12 protein-coding genes are annotated in these 17,095 nt (G+C 49.1%); 6 read left to right on the top strand and 6 right to left on the bottom strand.

Translation table 11 applies throughout. The annotated features are described in order from the left end of the window. The first annotated feature begins 25 nt into the window (after nucleotides 1-25). On the top strand, nucleotides 26-2,842 hold the full coding sequence (infB, locus tag BMY16_RS06900; protein WP_091841178.1) for a translation initiation factor IF-2: 2,817 nt from the start codon (nucleotides 26-28) through the stop codon (nucleotides 2,840-2,842). Next, nucleotides 2,842-4,290, top strand: coding sequence for a Fe-S cluster assembly protein SufB (gene sufB, locus BMY16_RS06895; protein ID WP_091841177.1), 1,449 nt, complete (start codon nucleotides 2,842-2,844; stop codon nucleotides 4,288-4,290). Before infB ends, sufB begins: the two co-directional genes overlap by 1 nt. Nucleotides 4,291-4,296: 6 nt before the next feature. Here sufB and BMY16_RS06890 read toward each other — a convergent pair whose 3' ends face one another. The 3 genes from BMY16_RS06890 to BMY16_RS06880 are packed head-to-tail and all read right to left on the bottom strand — an operon-like array spanning nucleotide 4,297 to nucleotide 7,581. Continuing rightward, nucleotides 4,297-4,599: an STAS domain-containing protein gene (locus BMY16_RS06890; RefSeq protein WP_091841175.1), complete on the bottom strand. Its 303-nt coding sequence runs from the start codon at nucleotides 4,597-4,599 to the stop codon at nucleotides 4,297-4,299. 22 nt (nucleotides 4,600-4,621) lie between these two features. Further along, nucleotides 4,622-6,634 (bottom strand): SpoIIE family protein phosphatase, encoded by a 2,013-nt coding sequence (locus BMY16_RS06885; RefSeq protein WP_091841174.1) that lies wholly within the window; start codon nucleotides 6,632-6,634, stop codon nucleotides 4,622-4,624. Further along, nucleotides 6,631-7,581 carry an ABC transporter substrate-binding protein gene (locus tag BMY16_RS06880; RefSeq protein ID WP_091841172.1) on the bottom strand — a complete coding sequence of 317 codons (951 nt, stop codon included), beginning with the start codon at nucleotides 7,579-7,581 and terminating at the stop codon, nucleotides 6,631-6,633. The genes BMY16_RS06885 and BMY16_RS06880 overlap by 4 nt, the downstream gene beginning before the upstream one ends. Before the next feature lie 165 nt (nucleotides 7,582-7,746). Between BMY16_RS06880 and sufC the strand changes: the two genes are divergently transcribed. From sufC to BMY16_RS06860, 4 genes are read left to right on the top strand one after another with little or no spacing between them, the layout of a single operon-like run. Then, nucleotides 7,747-8,502 carry a Fe-S cluster assembly ATPase SufC gene (gene sufC, locus BMY16_RS06875; protein WP_091841488.1) on the top strand — a complete coding sequence of 252 codons (756 nt, stop codon included), beginning with the start codon at nucleotides 7,747-7,749 and terminating at the stop codon, nucleotides 8,500-8,502. Beyond that, nucleotides 8,499-9,899: a Fe-S cluster assembly protein SufD gene (gene sufD / locus BMY16_RS06870; protein WP_091841171.1), complete on the top strand. Its 1,401-nt coding sequence runs from the start codon at nucleotides 8,499-8,501 to the stop codon at nucleotides 9,897-9,899. The genes sufC and sufD overlap by 4 nt, the downstream gene beginning before the upstream one ends. Nucleotide 9,900: 1 nt before the next feature. Next, nucleotides 9,901-11,118, top strand: a complete 1,218-nt coding sequence (locus BMY16_RS06865) for an aminotransferase class V-fold PLP-dependent enzyme (protein WP_091841169.1) — start codon at nucleotides 9,901-9,903, stop codon at nucleotides 11,116-11,118. A 31-nt stretch (nucleotides 11,119-11,149) separates the two neighbouring features. Continuing rightward, the gene (locus tag BMY16_RS06860) at nucleotides 11,150-11,776 is read left to right on the top strand and encodes a ribonuclease HII (RefSeq protein WP_091841168.1); all 627 of its coding nucleotides are present in this window, start codon (nucleotides 11,150-11,152) and stop codon (nucleotides 11,774-11,776) included. Between the two features lie 41 nt (nucleotides 11,777-11,817). On the opposite strand, the gene BMY16_RS06855 is transcribed toward BMY16_RS06860, so the two are convergent. Genes BMY16_RS06855 through BMY16_RS06845 form a run of 3 tightly spaced genes read right to left on the bottom strand, consistent with a single transcriptional unit; the run spans nucleotide 11,818 to nucleotide 17,016 of the window. Continuing rightward, nucleotides 11,818-15,393: a BACON domain-containing protein gene (locus BMY16_RS06855; protein ID WP_091841166.1), complete on the bottom strand. Its 3,576-nt coding sequence runs from the start codon at nucleotides 15,391-15,393 to the stop codon at nucleotides 11,818-11,820. Beyond that, a complete protein-coding gene (locus BMY16_RS06850; RefSeq protein WP_091841165.1) occupies nucleotides 15,390-15,884 on the bottom strand; it encodes a T9SS type A sorting domain-containing protein in 495 nt (164 codons plus the stop codon). The genes BMY16_RS06855 and BMY16_RS06850 overlap by 4 nt, the downstream gene beginning before the upstream one ends. Before the next feature lie 13 nt (nucleotides 15,885-15,897). Beyond that, nucleotides 15,898-17,016: a BACON domain-containing protein gene (locus BMY16_RS06845; RefSeq protein WP_139207155.1), complete on the bottom strand. Its 1,119-nt coding sequence runs from the start codon at nucleotides 17,014-17,016 to the stop codon at nucleotides 15,898-15,900. Nucleotides 17,017-17,095: the final 79 nt, after the last annotated feature.

Here is a 17,095-nt window from a genome sequence, read left to right as displayed (position 1 = left end):
AGGTAAAAAAGTAAAGAAGTAAAGAATGGGTGTCAGATTAAATAAAGTACTAACAGAGTTGAATATCGGTCTTCAGACGGCAGTAGACTTTCTGAAGAACAATAAGGATCTGGGTGAGATCAGAGATGACGCGAATGTCAACACCAAGATTACCGACGAGCAGTATAAGGCATTGGTCGATAAGTTCAAGGGTGACAAGGTCGTGAAGACCCAGGCCAGCATGATGTTCCCCAAAAAGGAGAAGAAACCCAAGAAAGAGGTGAGGCCTGAGCCTGTTGTTGAGGTTCGTGAAGAGCCGCGCCAGACTTTCACTCCTTTAGGAAAGATTGATTTGGAAAGCATCGGGAAGCCTGCTAAGCCTCAGGAAATCAAGTCTCCGAAGGTGGAAACCGTGGAGGATGTCAAGGTCCAGCAGCCAGATGCTCCTGTGGAGAAAAAGGTTGAAGAGCCCAAAGCAGAGCCCGTGAATGAGGTTAAGCCAGAGGTAAAGGCAGAGCCCGAGAGCAAGCCAGAACCCAAGGTTGAGCCTGTTGATGACGATACCCCCGAAGAAGAGGTCGCCGAGGAACCGAGTGTCTACAAACTGAAGATAGAGCAGAAAGCGATGCCCAACCTGAACGTTGTGGGTAAAATTGATCTCGACTCACTGAACCAGAGCACCCGTCCGAAGAAGAAGTCTAAGGAGGAGCGTCGTAAGGAGCGTGAGGAAAAGCAGGCCCAGATGCACGGAGGCAATGGCAATGGTGAAAAGAAGAAGCGCGAGCGTATCCGTGGTGGTAAGGAACGCGTGGATATCGAGGCTGCTGCCAATCAGGACAAGGCTCAGAACAATAAGAAGAATAAGAATAAAGGCGGCAACCAGAACTTCCAGGATGGTGGCAACCAGCAGGGTGGTAAGAAGAATAAGAAGAACCGCCCCATCCAGAAGCCTCTTGAGGTTGACGATGAGGCTGTAGCCCGTCAGGTGAAGGAGACACTGGCCCGTCTGACTTCCAAGAACCAGAATAAGAAGGGTGCCAAATACCGTCGTGAGAAGCGTGATGCCGTTGCAGAGCGCATGCAGGAGGAGATGGAGTCGCAGGCAGCAGAAAGCAAGGTGCTGAAGTTGACAGAGTTTGTGACTGTTTCCGAGCTCGCCACCATGATGAACGTAGGCGTGAATCAGGTCATCGGTACTTGTATGAGCATTGGTATCATGGTTTCCATTAACCAACGTCTGGATGCTGAGACGATCAATATCGTTGCCGAAGAGTTTGGATTCACAACAGAATATGTAAGTGCTGAGGTACAGAACGCCATTACTGAGGAGGAGGACGATGAGAACGATCTCGTTACTCGTGCTCCGATTGTGACGGTGATGGGTCATGTTGACCATGGTAAGACCTCTCTGCTCGACCATATCCGTAATACGAACGTGATTGCTGGTGAGGCAGGAGGTATCACCCAGCACATCGGTGCCTATAATGTGAAGCTGAAGGATGGCCGTCAGATTACCTTCCTCGACACTCCTGGTCATGAGGCCTTCACCGCTATGCGTGCTCGTGGTGCTCAGGTGACGGATATTGCCATCATCATCGTTGCTGCCGATGACTCTGTGATGCCTACTACTAAGGAGGCTATCGCCCATGCCCAGGCTGCTAATGTACCAATGGTATTCGCCATCAACAAGATTGATAAGCCGGGTGCCAATCCCGATAAGATCCGAGAGGATCTTGCCAACATGAACCTGTTGGTTGAGGACTGGGGTGGAAAGTACCAGTGCCAGGAGATCAGTGCCAAAAAGGGCATTGGTGTCGACGAGCTACTGGAGAAAGTGCTCCTCGAGGCCGAGATGCTCGACCTGAAAGCTAATCCTAACCGTAAGGCTACTGGTTCCATTATCGAGTCTTCACTCGACAAGGGTCGTGGCTATGTCTCTACTGTTCTCGTATCGAATGGTACGCTGAAGGTGGGCGATGTGGTTATTGCTGGAACTGCCTGGGGTAAGGTAAAGGCAATGTTTAACGAGCGTAACCAGCGTATTGAGAAAGCTGGTCCTGCAGAGCCCGCCATCATCTTAGGTCTGAATGGTGCACCTACCGCTGGTGACTCCTTCCATATCATGGAAACGGAGCAGGAAGCGCGCGAAATCACCAACAAGCGTATCCAGCTCCAGCGTGAGCAGAGTCTGCGTACCACCACGAAACTGGGTCTCGACGAGTTGTCACACCGTATCGCTCTGGGTGAGTTCCATGAGCTGAACATCATCGTGAAGGGTGATACCGACGGATCTATCGAGGCTCTCTCCGACTCGTTCATCAAACTCTCTACAGAGAAGGTGCAGGTGAATGTAATCTCGAAGGCTGTGGGTCAGATCTCAGAGAACGATGTTATGCTGGCTTCTGCCTCTGAGGCTATCATCATCGGCTTCCAGGTGCGTCCTTCTGCCGATGCTCGTCGTGCTGCTGATCGTGAGGGCGTTGAGATTAACACCTACTCCATCATCTACGATGCCATTGACGATGTGAAGCAGACCATGCAGGGTATGCTTGATAAGGTGAAGAAGGAGGTTATCTCTGGTGAGATTGAGGTGAAGCAGGTATTCAAGATTTCCAAGGTGGGTACTGTGGCTGGTGGTCTGGTTACCGAGGGTAAGGTACACAACAAGGACAAGGCCCGCATAATCCGAGATGGTATCGTGATCCATACTGCTCCTATCGATGCCTTGAAGCGTTATAAGGATGATGCTAAGGAAGTGGCGACAGGTCTGGAGTGTGGTATCTCGCTCGTTAACTTCAACGACATCCAGGTGGGCGATATCATTGAGACCTTCACAGAGATTGAGGTTGAACAGAAGCTTTAATGGAAGAAAAGAAAAATGAGTTTGTCCGTCAGGTGGCCGAACAGAAGTATGAGTTCGGTTTCACCACGGACGTACATACGGAAATCATAGAGAAGGGGCTGAACGAAGATATCGTTCGGCTCATTTCTGCCAAGAAGGGTGAACCTGAGTGGATGCTCGAGTTCCGCCTGAAGGCTTTTCGCTATTGGAAAGAGCAGCAGGAGCCTAAATGGGGACATGTACATGTTCCGGAGATTGACTATCAGTCTATTAGCTACTATGCCGACCCTTTGGCCAAGAAACCTGAGGGCGACGGGAAGATAGACCCTGAGCTCGAAAAGACGTTCGATAAACTGGGCATTCCACTTGAAGAACGTTTGGCTTTGAGTGGCAATACGGCCGTTGATGCCATCATGGACTCAGTGAGTGTGAAGACCACCTTCAAGGAGAAATTGCGTGAGAAAGGCGTCATCTTCTGCTCTATCGGTGAAGCCATCAAGGAACATGGCGACCTCGTGCGCCAGTATTTGGGAACTGTTGTGCCCTATAAGGATAACTTCTTTGCTGCCCTGAACTCGGCTGTATTCTCCGATGGCTCGTTTGTCTATATCCCTAAGGGTGTTCGTTGTCCTATGGAGTTAAGTTCGTATTTCCGTATCAATGCTCGCAATACAGGCCAGTTTGAACGAACATTGATCATTGCCGACGACGATGCCTATGTGTCGTATCTTGAAGGCTGTACGGCTCCGATGCGTGATGAGAACCAGTTGCATGCCGCCATTGTCGAGATCATTGTGATGAATAGGGCAGAGGTGAAGTACTCCACCGTTCAGAATTGGTATCCAGGTGATGAGAATGGTAAGGGTGGTGTGCTAAATCTGGTTACGAAACGTGGCGATTTGCGAGGTGTCGACTCCAAACTTTCGTGGACGCAGGTAGAGACGGGAAGTGCCATCACTTGGAAATATCCCTCTTGTATTCTGCGTGGCGACAATTCGCAAGCAGAGTTCTATTCCGTTGCTGTTACCAATAACTATCAGGAGGCTGATACAGGTACGAAGATGATTCATCTGGGTAAGAATACCAAGTCAACCATCATCTCGAAGGGCATCTCGGCGGGTCATTCTCAGAACTCTTATCGTGGATTGGTACGGGCAGCCTCTACAGCTGATAATGCCCGTAATTATTCGTCATGTGACTCGCTGTTGCTGGGTTCCGACTGTGGTGCGCATACCTTCCCCTATATGGATGTCCACAACGATACAGCCATTTTTGAGCATGAGGCAACCACCTCCAAGATCTCGGAAGACCAGCTGTTCTATTGCAATCAGCGTGGCATTCCTACTGAACAGGCTGTCGGACTCATCGTCAACGGCTATGCGAAGGAGGTGCTTCAGAAACTGCCCATGGAGTTCGCCGTCGAGGCTCAGAAACTGCTCTCTGTCTCTCTTGAAGGCACAGTGGGATGATGGTATTTATTCAAAATCGAAGATTTTTACGAATCCTGTCAAGGCGAATATCTTCTTGACATTGTCGTTGACATTCCGCAGTTTCAATGTACCGCCATTCGACTTCGTACTCTTCAGAATACTGAGCAGGATACGTAGACCACTGGATGCAATATACGTCAGATCTTTACATTCGATGACAATACGTCCACTCCCATTCTCAATGAGGGGTGCTAAAATAGTGTTCACTTCTGCAGAAGCTGCCGTATTCAGTTCTCCTTCAAGAGTTACAAGAGTACAGTCTTCCAATTGCTCAATCGTTGTTTTCATTGTTGATATTTTGATTTTGTGATTATTTTGTTTTAAACTTATAGTGGATGGCCAGCATGGTCAGGTCATCACTCTGCTCGGCATCCCCCACGAACTTATGGACAGCCTCTGTCATCTTGGCGATGCTCTCCTTACAACTGCCACCAGTTTTCAGCACATCCACGATTCGCTGTTCTTCAAATTGCTTTCCCTGGCCGTCTTGTGCTTCCGTCAGACCATCGGTATACATGAAGAGTAGCGTGTCTTCTGGCACCTGATACTCCTGAAGATGATAAACAGTATCGCTAAACGTACCTACGGGCAGGTCAGGATTGCTGGTCAGTTCTGTGATACCATTACCTACGAGATAAGGCTTATCGTGTCCGGCATTACAATAGTATAATTGTCCTGTATGCAGGTCGAGTACTCCAAGGAAGAATGTCACGAACATATTCGAGTCGTTACCATCGGCCATTGCCTCATTGATGAGTGAAACAATCTTTTCCGGACTACTCTCATGACTAGCCACGTTACGGAATAAGCTACGTGTCATGGCCATCACCAATGAGGCGGGTATACCCTTGCCCGAGACGTCACCGATACAGAAGAACAGCTTTTCGTCACGTATGAAGAAATCGAAAAGGTCACCGCCTACCTCTTTGGCTGATGTCAATTGTCCATAAATGTCGATATCGTCACGGTCAGGATAGGCCGGGAAGAACTTCGGCAACATCGACATCTGTATATCCTTGGCAGCATTCAATTCTCCCTCAATGCGTCCCTTGGCTGCATTCACATTTTTCAGTTCCTCCATCTGCTCCATCAGCGAAGTCTGCATCAGCGCAAACGAGTCGTGCAGGCGCTTCATCTCGTCCTGTGATACGATCTGGGGCAGTGAGGCATTCAGGTTGCCTTGGGCAATCTCATCGGCAGACTTGGCAAAAAGGGCCAATGGCTTGGTGACTCGTTTTAAGATATGACGACATACAAAGAACAGTATCACCAGTCCTATCAGCATAATGGCCACGACAATACCTCCAAAGATCATCGAGCGAGAGAAGATGAGCTTTGCAGGGATTACAGTCGCCATCGACCAGCCCGTACGCTCTATTGGAGCATAGTTGATGTAGAACTTGGTACCGTCTCGATTGACGGCTTCCATACCCGTTTTGCCGTCAATCATCTCATAGCCTATATGGTCATCAATCGTGTCGGAAGTTGCCTCTGAATGGACAAAATAGGTCTCGTTCAGGATACGGTCACGCATAGGATGGGTAATATAAGTGCCGCCCTTACCCATAATATAGGTATATGCATGATGATAGAAGAAGGAGCTGTCGCCCTCCATGACAGCCCGCATTGCCTCTTCCTCTTTATCTTTAATATTCAGCACCCGCTGATTGAAGTCAGCGTCACTTTCCGTCACGAGCTCTGTAAGCCACTCTAATGACACGTCAGCGGTGATGATGGCATAGATGTTGCCCGAAGCATCAAAGAGCGGACGCGAATACGTGGTCATCATCTGCTCACCACCCCCTTTGTCATAATAAGGCTCACTCCAATAATTACGCTTTAAGAGCTTGGGAATGAGATACCAATCCATATAATGATACTCATAGTTATTGCTGCCGAGCTGCTTGGTGAGAACTGTTGAGTCGATATCACGATAGGCATATGGAGAAAACTGCTTACCCTTCGAAGGATAGTAGTTGGGCTCGAAAGCCACCGTGGAGCCAATGATATTGGGGTTCAACTCCAGCAAACGACGGACAACACTATACATCTTATCTGGATTTGAGAGTGAGTTCTCCACCTCCGGTATAGTATTCGCCACGGCGACTTCCACACTTACAAGGACACTGTTGATATGCTGATTAGCTATCTCCATGCGGCTTTGCACGTTTTCTTTCGTTCCCAACAGAACAGCCGACGAACTGATATACGACACAATCAATGCGGTAATAATTGTAACAGTCATCACCGTAAGCATCACCCAAACGGTAAGTCTGGCGTAAAGGGAGTGGAAAGTGGGGAGTGAAAAACGGAATGAACTCATGGCTGTGTAATTTGCTGATAAGTAATACGATTCTTTATGATACCTCCCTCACAGAGAATGCGGCTCGTAAGGTCAAACGCCTGGGGATCCAGTCGGTAAGTACGCTTGCCTGTCTTTGGATCTGTAAGCAATCTGAGACACTCCTCCAACATCCATCGCTGAGCATAGACGTTAGAGGGAACATTACTCTGACGCATATATAGCATCACGAGGTCAAGCGTTTCCTTAGGGTGCTGGGCAGCCCATTCCCAGCCTTTACGAGTGGCTTCAGCAAACTTCAAGACTTCCTCCCGATGCTTCTTAAAAAAATCCTTCGTCACATAAAGCCCGTCCTCTGGCACATTATAACCAATATCCCGCAGGTACAACATCTGTTCTTTTTTCAGTCGCTGTCCAGCGGTTTTCAATTGGAAATATTCATTATAGCTCATGGCCAGTGTGGCATCAATGGCACCAGAAAGATAAAGATTGGCATGGGATATAAAGGGCACCCAGTCAATATTGAGCTTAGCTTTTCGCCCTATCGCGATGGGCACCATGGAAGCGCCTGTCCTGAAATGACCAACGCGCTTGCCGTTCAGGCTATTAAGACCCTTCATTGGCTGATGGGAGATAATCATCAACCCACTCTGTTGGAAATACTGCAGCACATTCACCAGTTGGCTTCCCTCATTTATCATCTCCAAAGCCGATGCCAGCTGAAGCGACACAAGCTGGCTCTCTCCACTCTCCAGACGATTGGCGTTTGTGCTTGAGGCTGTCGGATGCTTAATCTCCACATTCAGTCCTGCATCCTTAAAGAAGCCCATTGCGTCAGCCACATAGAAACCGGCAAACTGTGCCTGAGCCGTCCAGGTGGGGGTGTACACCAATTTCTCCTGGGCGCAGACAGACATTCTGAATAGAGAAAACATCAGAACGGTTGCCATCAAATATATCCTTCTCATAGGTCCTTGTTTTATTTCGTTGGCAAAAATACGAAAAAAAATCTATTTACCTTTCATTTTTAGGCAACTTTTTTGTTTCCTATAGAAAAAAGCCTCCTTTTAATCGGAAAAATTTCGTTATCTACGCTTTTTTTGATAACTTTGCACCCTGAAAACAGATAGATGATGTTAGAAGTTAAAAATTTGCATGCCAAGATTGGCGAGAAAGAAATACTGAAGGGCATCGACCTCGTGATCAACGATGGTGAGACGCATGCCATTATGGGGCCTAACGGCTCAGGTAAGAGTACGCTGAGTGCTGTGCTTGTGGGCAATCCGCTCTATGAGGTCACAGAGGGCGAGGCTTGGTTCAATGGGAAGAATCTGTTGGAGATGAAGCCTGAGGACAGGGCTCATGAGGGATTGTTTCTCTCATTCCAGTATCCTGTAGAGATTCCTGGCGTCTCGATGACCAACTTCATGAAGGCTGCCATCAATGAGAAGCGTAAGTATCAGGGCTTGGAGCCCATGAATGCTGCTGAGTTCTTGAAACTCCAGCGCGAGAAACGGAAGATTGTGGAACTAGACTCCAAACTCGCCAATCGCTCTGTGAATGAGGGTTTTAGTGGAGGTGAGAAAAAACGCAACGAGATATTCCAGATGGCGATGCTTGAGCCAAAGCTCTCTATCCTCGACGAGACGGACTCTGGTCTCGATGTCGATGCCATGCGTATCGTGGCCGAGGGTGTCAACAAACTCCAGACTCCTGAGACCTCCTGTATTGTCATCACCCATTACGACCGTCTGTTGGAGATGATCCGTCCCCAGTATGTGCATGTGCTTTATAAGGGTCGCATCGTGAAGACTGGTGGTCCAGAGCTGGCCGTTCAGATTCAGGAGCATGGCTACGATTGGATTAAAGAAGAAATCGGAGAAGAATGAGTAGTGAGCAACAGTATATAGAACTCTACGAGCAAGCCCGGCAAGTCATCTTCGACCATGCCCCTGAGTCTATGAATGCCGTTCGCGATGAGGCATTCGAGGACTTCTGTCGTCAGGGCTTCCCCTCGAAAAAGGTGGAGCGCTATAAGTATACGGACATACAGAAGCTCTTCGCCCCCGACTATGGTGTGAACCTGAGTCGTCTGCAGATTCCCGTCGATCCTTATGAGGCCTTCCGCTGTGATGTGCCCAACCTTTCCACGAGCCTCTATTTCGTGGTGAACGATATGTTTTATAAAGGAGGAGAGGAGTTGAGCAATAAGGAGTTGAGGAATAAGGAGCTGAGGAGCAATTTCCACCCCTCCTTACCTGAGGGTGTTATCGTGGGGTCGTTACGCGATTATCCTGAACTCATCTCGAAATACTACGCTCGTCTTGCCAAGACCAGCGAGGATGCTGTGACCGCCCTTAACACCATGCTGGCTCAGGACGGTATGCTGGTCTATGTGCCCAAGAATGTGAAGGTCGATCGTGCTATTCAGGTCATCAATATCTTAAAGGCTACTCCCAGCAATGCTCAGCGCCAGGTGGCCGATCTGATGGTGAACCGTCGTGTGCTTATCATCCTCGAGGAGGGTGCCGAAATCAAGATGCTCTTCTGTGACCATGCGGCTGACGATCGTCACTTCCTGACCACTCAGGTCATCGAGGCCTACGTAGGCAATAATGCCTCGCTCGACCTCTATTGTCTTGAAGAGACCCATCATAAGAATGTCCGAGTGAGCAATGTCTATATTGATCAGGGGCGCGATAGTCGTGTGAACCACAACGTCATCACCCTCCACAATGGCACCACCCGTAACAAACTCGATCTTACCTTCTCTGGTGAGGGAGCCGAGTGCCAGTGCTTTGGTTGTGTGATTGCCGACAAGCAGCAGCATGTGGACAATAATACGCTGATCACCCACAAGGTGCCCCATTGCACCTCGAACGAACTTTATAAGTATGTGCTCGATGATAAGGCTGTTGGGGCTTTTGCTGGTCGTGTGCTGGTGGAACATGGTGCCCAGAAGACCGTCTCTCAGATGACCAATCAGAACCTGACGGCCACCAAGGAGGCACGTATGTATACCCAGCCCATGCTTGAGATCTATGCCGACGACGTGAAGTGTGCCCATGGCTCTACCGTTGGACAGCTCAACGATGCAGCCCTTTTCTATATGCGTCAGCGTGGTATCTCATTGCAGGAGGCCAAACTGTTGTTGCAGAATGCCTTTATCAACGAGGTCATTGACCACATGCAGCTCGAACCCCTTCGCGATCGTCTCCACTATCTTGTAGAGAAGCGTTTCCGTGGCGAGCTCAACAAGTGCGACGGCTGTAAACTCTGTAAGTGATATGTACGATATAAATAAGGTACGGGTCGACTTCCCGATTTTGTCTCGCGAGGTGTATGGTAAGCCCTTGGTTTACCTCGACAATGCTGCTACCACGCAGAAGCCGCTTATGGTGCTCGATGCCATGAGGGATGAATACCTCAACGTGAATGCCAATGTGCATCGTGGGGTACACTACCTCTCTCAACAGGCCACCGACCTCCATGAGGCAGCGCGTGAAAAAGTGCGTGCGTTTATCAATGCTCGTAAGACGGAGGAGATTGTCTTTACACGAGGCACCACAGAGGCTATTAACCTCGTAGCCTCGTCGTTCTGCGAATCGCAGATGCAGGCTGGTGACGAAGTGCTTGTCACTGAGATGGAACACCACTCCAACATTGTCTCGTGGCAACTGCAGGCCATGAAGCGTGGCATCGTCGTTAAGCATATCTCCATCACCGACGATGGCTTCCTCGATCTCTCAACCCTCAACTCTCAGCTCTCAACAAAGACGAAGTTAGTAAGCGTCGCCCATGTCAGCAATGTGCTGGGCACGATCAACCCTGTTGAAGAGATCGTCAAGATAGCCCACGCGCATGGCATCCCCGTCTTGGTGGACGGAGCCCAGAGTGCACCCCACTTCAAGGTCGATGTTCAGACCATGGATTGCGACTTCTTCGCCTTCAGTGGTCATAAGATGTATGGACCTACGGGCATTGGCGTACTCTATGGCAAAGAAGAGTGGCTCGAGAAACTGCCTCCGTATCAGGGTGGGGGAGAGATGATCGACAAGGTGACGTGGGAGAAGACCACCTTCGAGCGCCTGCCCTTTAAGTTTGAGGCTGGTACCCCCGACTATGTAGCCACCCACGGACTTGCCAAGGCCATCGAATACATCGAGTCGCTGGGCTTCGACGCCATCCAACAGCATGAGCAGGAGCTCACGCGCTACTGCATGGAGCAATTGATGACCATCGAAGGTATGCACATCTATGGCTCTGGAGCCGAAAGCCGCGATGCGGTTGTCAGCTTCAACGTGGGCGACATCCACCACTTGGATATGGGTACGCTCTTGGATCGTCTGGGCATAGCCGTTCGTACGGGTCATCACTGCGCCCAACCCCTGATGGACCGCCTGGGCATCTCAGGCACTGTTCGTGCCTCGTTTGCCCTCTACAATACAAAGGCCGAGATTGATACCCTTGTGGCTGGTATCCGTCGCGTGGCTCAGATGTTCTAAAGGTAAAAAGGTAAAAAAGTAAAAAGGTAATATGCTGGCAAGTCATTTCTACGAAGGAAAGGTTGAGGCAGGTTGCGACGAAGCTGGTCGTGGCTGTTTGGCTGGTAGCGTCTATGCTGCTGCTGTGATCCTGCCAGATAATTACCAAAACGAGCTCCTTAACGACTCGAAGCAATTGACGGAGAAACGTCGCTACCAACTCCGTGAGATCATCCAGCGCGATGCCGTAGCCTGGGCTGTGGGCATTGTCACCCCCGAAGAGATTGACAAAATCAACATCCTCAACGCCTCGATTCTCGCCATGCATCGGGCACTTGATCAGTTGAAGGTGCGCCCAGAGGCCATCATCGTCGACGGCAATCGTTTCAAACCCTACAAGGATCCTGCTGATGGCAAAGCCCTGCCCTCGACCACCATCGTCAAGGGCGACGGCAAATACCTCTCCATTGCAGCGGCCTCAATCCTCGCCAAGACCTATCGTGACGATTACATGAATCAATTGGCCGAGGAATACCCTCAATACGACTGGCTATCCAACAAGGGTTACCCCACCAAGAAACATCGTGATGCCATCCGCCAATATGGCATCACCCCCTACCACCGCAAGAGCTACAACCTCCTCGGCACAGAAGAACTTTCCCTCGACTTCGGGGAATAAAAAGAGGACTCATCGTAAGAGTCCCCTTTACTTATCCCATTTTATTCGTCAAACCATATGTCGATCTCCATGCTGTTGGCAGAACTGGGGATAATGTCATAGGTGGTATGGACATCGACAGGCTCCATCTCTGGGTCGCTATAGGTTGCATGCTGATCTGACGTTGCTTGGTAGTTGGTAATCTTCACGCCATCGCCGACAGTGCCATAAGCTCGGATATAGCTGTAGGAGGCCGATGTAAGTGGGATATCGGTACAATCGACATTGACGATGCTGGTTGCACTGTCAACAATCTTGACACCCATGAAGTTCATCTCTATCTTATTGGAAGAATTTGTCCTGATGACCACATTGGCTATCTTCGCTTTATCACTGTCGAGATGCTTGAAATCGATGATATCAAACGACAATGTCGCATCTATCTTTGTATCTTGGATATCATATTCGGCGTGACCTTTACATGTGACGTGCAGATTGTCGCCATTCATTCTGGTGGAGAAGGTTGAATTTTCCTTGGTGAAACCGAATCCGATGCCCTCACCAGAGCTCTCCACTGGCTCGCCATTGACGGAGAGATACCATTTGCCTATCATCGTGACAGCTGAGACCTTAGCCTCATTGACGGGCGTTTCTCCTGATCCATCCTGGTAGACCATGAAATATTGCGTTGCCTCGCTACCGTCCTTCATGACCACGGTGACGTAGAAGTCGCCTACGCGCTCTTCTGGATTATCATTCGGCTGGCACAAGACGGTGATGCTCTTATTCATGCCTGCACCACCCAGCCACGTACGACCTCGGAAGTCAACGCTCTTAACATGATCTACGTTATCGCCTTGAATCACCACTGTAATCTCACCTCCCTCAGCCTTGAAACGCAGTGGACTAGTGCTGATGGTGAATGCCTCGTTGCTGGCCTTTTTCAGCTGGGTCACCTTGATGGTCTTGGTGATGACATCGCCGGAGGTCAGCGTCAGGGTATAAGTTACTGTATTCTCACGATCCTCATTGACGGGATTGGCCTCTCCGCGAATATTGATAATCGAGCCGTTGAGAACAGCCTCTATCCATTCTGCATCGGGTTTCACTTCTTGCTTTTGGATGAGTGAGGCAACGTAATCATCGTAAGGCGTAATTTCTACAGTGACCGACTTGGTGTCACTGTATTGGGCACCTTCCTTTTCCTCAGCCTCGAGGATGACACCTTCGGGTTTTATCTCCACTTTGATTTCCATCGCAGCCTGATTGACTGTTACAGTCTTTGTGGCAGTAGAGCCGTCAGCCTTTGTTAGTTCGATGGTGATCTTGGCATCTCGGGCTTTCTTGAGACTGGTGTTTGGTGCAATGTATACATTGTAGGTGGCTTTCTGATTCACAGCTGTGGGAGTAGTGCCGGCACTCTCTTTGTCCACCGTCAACCACGTTTCGTCGCTACTGGTCAGCTGGATGCTCTTGGCACTCTTCGGATAGGTAACGGTAATCTGTTGGGTGAGATTGCCGCCTTGGAACTCTTTGCTGTAGCCAGGTACACTCAAGGAGGTGGGTGTCACGGTAAACTCTTCCTTCTCATCAGCCTCCTGAACCACAGGGATGTCGCGCTCGATGAGCACTTCGCCCTTTGAGTTCATGGCCTTCATGTGGAGGGTGCAGGTACGCCCCGCTTCGCCAGGTGGCACCACGTCATGTTTCAAGGTAAGCAGACAAATATACTGCGACCAAACGACCTCTACCCAGTCGGCATCGGCCGTAAACTCCACGTTGGGGATGTTTGTGTCGATAAACAATTCTTTATCTTCCTTCTTATCGTTGAGCACAATTTTCTCTGGTGTATTTGCATATGCTGGCTTCACTAATGTATAGTAGTCCTCGTAGTAAAGGATGGGCCTCTTTGCATATTCTATCACAGGATGGATGAAATAGTAGGTGGAATCGCCTACTAAAGGATCAAACGTGAAGATATGCTCAACGGAAGTATTGCTAAATTGATTCCAATAGCTTTCTGGACGCCAGTAGGTCTCCACCTCGTCATACTTCCAGTCGTACATGATTAAGCCTGCCCTACAGGGGAAGGCCAGTGGACGCTGCATCTCGTATTTGGCTATACCCTCGAAAGGTCTGGCTGGATCGGGGTAACAGTTGAAGACGTTGATGTCGGGCACCACACCGATATAGCGAGTCATCAGGTCGACAACGGTCTTGTCGACTGAGAACTGCCATCCATGAATATTCACATAGGGATCCCAACTGGCATAGATTTTATATGTGAAGATATCATCCCTGTCAAGTCTTGCGTAGATGCCGTCACCTTCATCAAATCCATAGAGGGTCATCACCAGATCGTCGGGGATTTGGGTCAGTGCCACTGACTTCATCAGAATTCTGGGGGCGAACTCTGCACGGTGACCAAAACCTAGCTGGCCTTCCTTTGTCAAGGGGTTGTTAAACTCCAGTGCTGCCTCGAAGAAAAGGCCATCTGCAATGGAGAATTCTCCGATACCATAGTCGGCATCAAACGAGGGTGGTGTGAACGTAGCATCCCTTTCGATACTTACAGATCCGATGCCGAGGAGAGGCTTGTCGGCCTTCATTGATAGCGACATGTTGAGTCGGCCTTTTACGCCTCCTTCCAGATGAGCTTCACCCGTACCTTCAATGAAGAGACCGAGTTTGAGAAGCCCCTTGAGGTAGAAGGGCTGATCTTTCTCACCTAACTGCCCCTTGAAGAAACCTATCTTGGGGAATGGAGCGTCGAGTCTGGCTGCCAGTGTTCCAGCCACCTTAGCATAGAGTTCCACATCGGCCTCTAAACCCGCATAGCTGTCGAGGTGAACGCCAGCCAGCCCATCGATGGACATGAAAGAACGTACTTGTATGGTTGGCTTGATGCTATAACTGATTTCTCCCTCAGGCGATGCCGTTACAGCAAAGAGGTCGACGATATTGATCAGGTCCTTCGAGCCTCCGAGGGCTGCACGGCCAGTATAGGGTCCCATTTCGATGGTCTCTTCCCCTCCGATAGCTGAACCACGGGTTGAGGCCCCACCTTCGGGCTGGGTGCCGAACGAACCCTTGAAGATGGCCCGTTCGAAGGCCTCCTCAGGCGCTAGTGATTCGGTACTGATGGTAATGCCGTCGCTACCCTTTGTCACCTCCGTCACTCGTCCTCCGAAGCCTTCGGGTATGAACTTGCTGCTTTGTTCAATCAGAATCTTGTCGCCCTTATGGGGTATCAGGTTCTCAGGCGTATTGCTAGCCAAACGGATCCAATTGATTGTATCGGAAGCCGTGATATAGTCGGCAATGCTCTTGTCGAGCAGAATCACATCAGCCTTATATTTGATCTCTGGGGTGACAAAAGATACGGAATCAATTGCCGATAGGGGAATACGGAAGACAGAGTCGAGCGCATAGACCTCCTGTACCACGTAGTCGGCTTGCTCCACGCCGAGGGTGTCAATCTTGCTATACTCTATGTGGTCGATATCCTTGTAAAAGAAGGCATTGAATCTCCCGTCGTTACGGAATACGTAAAGCGCATCCTGAGTTATCTGTGCCAAGGTTGTTTGTGCGACGAGCGCCAACAACAGGCTAAAGAACATGTATTGGTATTGTTTCATCGCTTCATGATCTTATAGGTGATATTGTCGACTTTTACAAGATACAGCCCAGAAGGCAGTTCGGATAGACTAAGGCGGAAAGTGCCTGCATGAGGGGCTTTCCACTGGCGCACCAGTATGCCGTCAAGCCCATAGACACTCACGACGGCATTGACCTTCAACTGACTTACGACCAGAACATCGTCTTTGAAAATGACGCCAGTAGGTTCTGTCACTGTTTCGTTGATACCTGAGGTGTCCCTCTTGTCGTAGGTGAATTGCAGCACATCTGCAAGGGCAAATGTAGTATCACCTGCAGAGGAGGTCACTTTGAGATTGGTGCCCTCAAATTTAACTTGGGGCTTGTCTTTTAGGAAAAACGCTGTCTCTGAACCATTTTTCAACTTAACGACGAGCGTCTCTACCTGTGCTGCCCTTGTTCCGACGCAAAAGACTGTCAGAAACACCAAAAGGGCAAGTACATTGTTTAGTTTTGTTGATAACATGTCCATAAGCTATTTGTTTTTATTCTACTCGGTCGTAATACCTTGATCGTCCAGTAGCCCACATCATGAAATGTGGATAGACTACGAAGTATGTCTCCCTGGAACCTGATGAATAACCAGCTTCTGCCGTAGTTGGACCATATGTATAGGTTTGGTTTAGATATACTCTGAGGCAGTTCTTGTCATCTATTAAAACCTTGGTTATTTCGTAAGTGCCTTGCTCCCATCCTTCAAACTTATAGTCTCTATTGATGCCAACTTCATGCTTGTCCTCCCTGTAGGAGCCATCGACATTGAATACCACATCATAGTTACATTCTGTATACGGTTTGCCTGTTAGTGCATTGGTTCCTATGATATAGTGGTGCCATTTGCCGACGATGATGCTCTTGGCATCCTTTGGGCTATATGGACCAGCCGCCTGTTTGATGACAACAGGAATAATGAAACGAGTATCAAAATCAGAACCCTCTTCGAGGGTGAATCCCATTTTAATTGTATCCTGACGTGCCTTGTCTGTCGTGTTAGGACCTATATGCACATACATCTCCCGAGGGAATCTGTTTTCATCATAATAATCATACGACCAAGCCGGCTTGATCCATTCCTTTCCAGCATCTGTCAACTGTCTGTTCATCCACTTAAATCCTCCCCAAGTATATTTAACATACTTGGCGCCGCCTTCGGCAGGGAATTCGAGCAACGTCGGCTCTACGCTTGCTACGTCTACTGCCTCTTGGATGACAAGGGCCTTCGCTTCAAGATTGACACTCTTGTCTCCATTGAAAATGTTAAAGGTGAGGATGACTGTCCTTGGATCACCGCTGTCATTCTTCTCGGCAGTTACCAAATATTTGTTGTCAACCCATTCGCCAGTAAGCCAAGGTTTTGCCTTCTTGTCGGCGAAGTCGAAAGATACAGTCCGCTCATAAGCATTATCATTAATATCGAAACTCACGTAAATGGTGATGCTATCGGTTCCGCCCTCAGCCTTAATGGTGAGTTCCTCTGGCACGACCTTCATATCGGAAGGGGATTCCAAGTAGAACATGGGACCCTCAACAGGCGGAGTATTATGACCACCATTGATCTTATTCCCTTGGGAAAGCCTCGTACTTGCGTTAATGTCATCAGACATCTCTTCAGATTCATCACCATTTGAGCATGACTGGAACTGGATGGCGAGGAAAGCCATTATCAGAAGATAAACATACTTT

It is taken from the genome of Prevotella sp. ne3005 (assembly GCF_900110085.1).
In the GTDB taxonomy this organism is placed as follows: Bacteria; Bacteroidota; Bacteroidia; order Bacteroidales; family Bacteroidaceae; genus Prevotella.
The sequence above is the reverse complement of the archived record's forward strand: the minus strand, read 5'-3'. Positions and strand labels throughout refer to the sequence as shown.

Bases quoted from the DNA above. Each gene is read 5' to 3' on its own strand.
- BMY16_RS06850 (WP_091841165.1), bottom strand. From the start codon at position 15,884: ATGGACATGTTATCAACAAAACTAAACAATGTACTTGCCCTTTTGGTG.
- infB (WP_091841178.1), top strand. From the start codon at position 26: ATGGGTGTCAGATTAAATAAAGTACTAACAGAGTTGAATATCGGTCTT.
- sufC (WP_091841488.1), top strand. From the start codon at position 7,747: ATGTTAGAAGTTAAAAATTTGCATGCCAAGATTGGCGAGAAAGAAATA.
- sufB (WP_091841177.1), top strand. From the start codon at position 2,842: ATGGAAGAAAAGAAAAATGAGTTTGTCCGTCAGGTGGCCGAACAGAAG.
- BMY16_RS06860 (WP_091841168.1), top strand. From the start codon at position 11,150: ATGCTGGCAAGTCATTTCTACGAAGGAAAGGTTGAGGCAGGTTGCGAC.
- BMY16_RS06880 (WP_091841172.1), bottom strand. From the start codon at position 7,581: ATGAGAAGGATATATTTGATGGCAACCGTTCTGATGTTTTCTCTATTC.
- BMY16_RS06855 (WP_091841166.1), bottom strand. From the start codon at position 15,393: ATGAAACAATACCAATACATGTTCTTTAGCCTGTTGTTGGCGCTCGTC.
- BMY16_RS06845 (WP_139207155.1), bottom strand. From the start codon at position 17,016: ATGTCTGATGACATTAACGCAAGTACGAGGCTTTCCCAAGGGAATAAG.
- BMY16_RS06885 (WP_091841174.1), bottom strand. From the start codon at position 6,634: ATGAGTTCATTCCGTTTTTCACTCCCCACTTTCCACTCCCTTTACGCC.
- sufD (WP_091841171.1), top strand. From the start codon at position 8,499: ATGAGTAGTGAGCAACAGTATATAGAACTCTACGAGCAAGCCCGGCAA.
- BMY16_RS06890 (WP_091841175.1), bottom strand. From the start codon at position 4,599: ATGAAAACAACGATTGAGCAATTGGAAGACTGTACTCTTGTAACTCTT.
- BMY16_RS06865 (WP_091841169.1), top strand. From the start codon at position 9,901: ATGTACGATATAAATAAGGTACGGGTCGACTTCCCGATTTTGTCTCGC.